Source organism: Bradyrhizobium sp., assembly GCF_030693485.1.
Lineage (GTDB): Bacteria > Pseudomonadota > Alphaproteobacteria > Rhizobiales > Xanthobacteraceae > Bradyrhizobium.
Window position 1 is genome coordinate 1 of record NZ_JAUYAN010000040.1, and the last position, 3,961, is coordinate 3,961.

The 3,961-nt window shown below is 60.6% G+C and carries 3 protein-coding genes; 2 read left to right on the top strand and 1 reads right to left on the bottom strand.

What is annotated here, in order from left to right; all coding sequences use genetic code 11:
• Positions 1-412: 412 nt before the first annotated feature.
• A complete protein-coding gene (locus Q8N40_RS03035; RefSeq protein ID WP_305320327.1) occupies positions 413-1,234 on the top strand; it encodes an MBL fold metallo-hydrolase in 822 nt (273 codons plus the stop codon).
• A 76-nt stretch (positions 1,235-1,310) separates the two neighbouring features.
• Here the strand turns inward: Q8N40_RS03035 and Q8N40_RS03040 are convergent, their stop codons facing one another.
• The gene (locus tag Q8N40_RS03040) at positions 1,311-2,468 is read right to left on the bottom strand and encodes an ABC transporter substrate-binding protein (RefSeq protein ID WP_305710757.1); all 1,158 of its coding nucleotides are present in this window, start codon (positions 2,466-2,468) and stop codon (positions 1,311-1,313) included.
• Positions 2,469-2,638: 170 nt separating this feature from the next.
• Here Q8N40_RS03040 and Q8N40_RS03045 point away from each other — a divergent pair.
• On the top strand, positions 2,639-3,961 hold a 1,323-nt coding region (locus Q8N40_RS03045; RefSeq protein WP_305710758.1), incomplete at its 3' end, for a cache domain-containing protein.

Here is a 3,961-nt window from a genome sequence, read left to right on the forward strand (position 1 = left end):
TGATTTTCGCACTCGACCGGGCGCTGGACGCCTCGCGCTCACGGGCCGCAACCCGGAGCGATATGCCGGTCTCGGCGGTAGCCGATTGTCCGCAACTGGCCGAAACCTTCGACAGTCAAAGGGCGGCTTGCCTGCGGAGGCGATGGTCCGCCGCGCGAGAAATGAGGCCGTGGCGCGATGCGTCTCGGGACGTGCTGCTTGAGGACTGCCTGCGGACCCCGGGCGGCGAAATCGCGGTGCCCTTCAGGACGAATACCTGCGACAATCCAAAACCCCTTTTGCGACAGCAGCGGGCGCCGAACTGAGCCGTTCGAGTTCCCGGGAGTGCGCCCGGCCATGCGCTGCGCGCCGATGATTTTTGCCGGATTCAGCGATACAGTACCGATCCGGTCATCGAAACGCGGGGCTTGCCATGCTGCGATCTTTGCCTGTCGTCATTGCCTTGCTGTGTCAGCTGACGGCGCCGGCCGCCGCCCAGCAGCAACAACCGCTGCGCAGCGAGTGCCTGGCAATGGCGAATGCGCCGCCGCGCGTCACGCCCGTCAGCCTGCGGCGGATTGCCGCGAAGGCCGAGGAGGTGACGATCTCCTATGCCGGCCATTCGACCTATTATATCGAGTCGCGCGACGGCGTGCGGATCGCGACCGACTACAGCGGCGCCTACAAGATCGGCCGCCTGCCCGATATCGTCACCATGAACCGCGCCCACTCCACGCATTATTCGTTGAACCCGGACCGCGGCATCGGCCATGTGCTGCACGGCTGGGGCGATGACGGCAAGCCAGCCTACATCAACAAGCGCTTCGGCGACGTCTATATCCGCAACGTCACCACCGACATCCGCCCCTACACCATGGACGATTCCCACAACGCGCTGGTCAGGGACGGCAATTCGATCTTCATCTTCGAGGTCGCCGGCCTCTGCATCGGCCATCTCGGCCACCTGCATCACAAGCTCGACGACAGCCATTTCGCCCAGATCGGCCGTGTCGACATCCTGATGGTGCCGATCGACGGCACCTATACGATGTCACTCGACGGCATTTCCGAGATCACGCGGCGGCTGCGTTCCTCGGTGGTGCTGCCGATGCATCGCTTCATGACCCCGCTCGAGGACTTCATGCAGAAGATCGGGCAGCAATTCGAGATCGACCGCCGCGGCGAGCGGTCCCTGAGAATATCGCGGGAGACGCTGCCGACGACGCCGACGGTGATTATTCTGGACGGGGTTTGACGCACCCCGGGGTTCAACGGTTTCGCCGCATGACGCCCGCGGTATTGCGTTGTTGTCGAATTCAACGCGCCCTGCTCTACTTGACGGTCTTCAGAAACCGGAAAACGCCATCGCGAACCTCGACGGCCACGGGCTGCTGGACCAGCTGGCCTGTCTTGTCGAAGTAGAGTTCGCTGGAGATTCCGAAGAGTTTTCCTCGCCAATTCGCAATGCAGTCGCGAAGGCGCATCCGGTCGAACCCAGTGCTCTCGACGCTGACCAGGCAGGGACCAACGATACCCTTGATAGCCCGATACTCCCAGGCGCCAAGCGCCGGCCCAGCGGCATCCGCCCGGCCCGCGAATTCCATTCTGTAACGATCGGCCCAGGCTCGAGCCTCCGCATCGGCGTCCTCGCTGAAATAGCTCATCAGGATAGTACCGTCCGACGCGGTCGGCGCCGAGGTTATCAGTGCTTCATTGGCGAGCCCGCCTGAACCCACGAACCGCGCCTTGATACCTAAAGCACGGGCCTGGCTCATGATGACTGGCGCGGCCGGAACGGTTCCGAATATCGCGAGCGCTTCGGGATTGGCAGATGCGATACGGGCGAGTTGCGCGCCGAAATCCCTGTCAGCGGTCTGATAAGATTGCATCTCCACGGGCTTGACGCCGAGTCGAGCCAGCGCCGCGATAAAAACGTCGCGGCTGCCGGTGCCATAGTCGTTCGTGTCATTGATCACCGCGACGCGCTTCGCGCCCAGTTGCGCGACAACGATTCTGGCCAGTTCCTCGGTTATCACCGCATCCGTCTGGATGACGCGAAACGTCCATTTGTTTCTGGCGTTCGTGATCTGTGGATGGGTCGCTCCAACCACGATATACGGAACGCCCGCCTGTTCTGCGATATCCATGTTGGCCAGGACCTGGGCGCTACCCCAGCCCCCAACGATCAGGACTGCATCGGTGGCCACCAGACGACGCATCGCGACGGCGGACCGGGCGGGGCTGCTGGCGTCATCGACGATCAAGAGCTTTATCTGGCGGCCGTTGACGCCGCCGGCAGCGTTGATTTCCCGGACCGCCATTTCGGCGCCCTGGGATATGCCGGCTCCGTAGGAAGCGCCTGAGCCGGACATTCCAGCGATGACGCCCAGTGTGATGTCTTGGGCGTTCGCACGGTCTGCAACCCATTGCGGGCCGGCACCGATAAGACAGATGACTGCAATTCGCAGGCTCCGCAGAACAAGCTGCACTGCCGCTCGCTCTCCTTGGGAGTCGTGAGGTTCGCGTGCCACGATTCGCTGACTGGTATTCCGATGCGCCCAAACGATGCAAGACTAGCCTATACAATCGACCCAAACTATACAATCAGTTAGTCCTCGCATCCGGCGTTGATGAGCAACCGGCTTGGAGCGTCGTACGGATGTCTGAAGCTGGCGCCGGGGATTCCGTGAACGAATCCACGCTACGATCGAGCCCAGCCGGTGTGCGGGCCAAATACCATGCGGCACGGGTGCCCATATTGTGGGTGACGGTCGTTTGTACCGCATTTGCGATCGGATTGATAGCGGCTGCAAGCGTAACAGTCGTCGCTACGCGCAACAAAACGCTTTCGGATGGAACCGGTGATCTGAGCCGGCTCGGCCTGGCGATCGCCACACACACTCATAAAATCATATTCGGCGCAGACCTCATTATATCGGATCTCGAAGAACGCTTCATCTCGGCGGGGAAGGTCTCGGCAGACGGCTTCGTAGAATACGCCGGAATCAAATCGATGAATGGCCTGTTGCATGACATGGTTGTCATTTCGTCGGACCTCGATACGTTGGTGATGATTGACCGACACGGAAAGCTTATCAATTCTTCCCTTTCCGGGCCGACGCCTGCGATCGATTTATCCGACCGGGATTACTTCATCAATCTTCGTGACAATCCGGATCTCAGCTATTTCATCTCGGAGCCGCTGAAAAATCGTGGTACCGGGCAAGACAGCATCTTTCTGGCACACCGGATCAATGGCTCAGATGGCGCTTTTGTCGGCATCATCCTTGGAAGCATCGCCACAAGTCGTTTCGCGAAGTTGTTCAGCCCGATGCTGCCCAGCAGCGAGGCTTCGATCTCGCTCTACCGTCGCGATGGCACTCTGCTCAGCCGCCAGCCGCAGCTCGAAAGTCCCGGGGAGAAAAGTCAGGCGATTCAGCAGGTCTTCGCCAACGCCATCGCGGGGACGGAGCAGGAAACGTTGCGCACCCGGGCCTTGGGGGGCACTCCCCAGATAGTGGCCATCCATACCGTGCCGGGGTATCCGCTGGTTGTTGTCGCAGCGGATTCGGAAGATGTTATCCTGGCTTCCTGGCGGCAACTCGCACTGTTGATTTCCGCGGTAACCGCGGGCGCCATAGTCCTGCTGGCGATCGGCGGTTATCAGATCGGACGCCAATTCAGGATGCAGACGCAGATCGAGGAGGCGCGTGCCCATCAAGAGAAATCTGACCGCGCTCGCGCGATCGCTCAAACTGCAGAACGAATCCAGGCAAAGGCTCGCGATGAACTCAAGGCGATCATGGATCACGCAAGCGACGGTCTCATTTCCATCGAATCTAACGGAACTATCCGGAATTTCAGCAAACCGGCGGAGAATATTTTCGGCTACAGGGCTGATGAAGTAATCGGGCACGACGTGAACATGCTGCTTACCGAGCCGCGGGACCAACGATCTGGCTCAGGTCTTGCGATGGCGACG

What these genes read in the sequence shown, in the direction of transcription:
- Q8N40_RS03035 (WP_305320327.1), top strand. Translation starts at nt 413, where the DNA reads ATGCTGCGATCTTTGCCTGTCGTCATTGCCTTGCTGTGTCAGCTGACG.